The organism is Pseudoalteromonas sp. S2755 (assembly GCF_005886535.1).
GTDB lineage: Bacteria > Pseudomonadota > Gammaproteobacteria > Enterobacterales > Alteromonadaceae > Pseudoalteromonas.
Map to the genome: position 1 here is coordinate 1 of NZ_PNDS01000304.1, position 319 is coordinate 319.

1 pseudogene is annotated in these 319 nt (G+C 38.2%); it reads left to right on the forward strand.

Features of this window, described 5'->3' with window-relative positions:
• Window positions 1-54: 54 nt before the first annotated feature.
• A pseudogene (locus tag CWC03_RS23325) lies at window positions 55-319 on the forward strand (GGDEF domain-containing protein); the annotation flags it as partial.

Genomic DNA, 319 nt, shown 5'->3' on the forward strand with positions numbered 1-319 from the left:
GGTGACAAATTATGTTAAGAGCTTCTAACTTTACGTTTTTGTTGAGACTAAGTTTCTGTACTTATCATCCACACAAATTTACTCTATGAGCATATGTGTGCTGAAAGCATATGCATGGCTATCGAAGAACATAAATTTCACTTTGAAGATATGGCTTACTCTCTCAGTTGTTCTATCGGAGTAACGCAAATTACCAATCAAAATGCGGATCCCAGCGAGTGTTTGAAAAAAGCAGACATAGCCCTTTATATTGACAAGAAGCTCGGGCGCAACTTGGTGCAGTTGATATAACAAAGAAGATGAACAAAACCAGACCCTG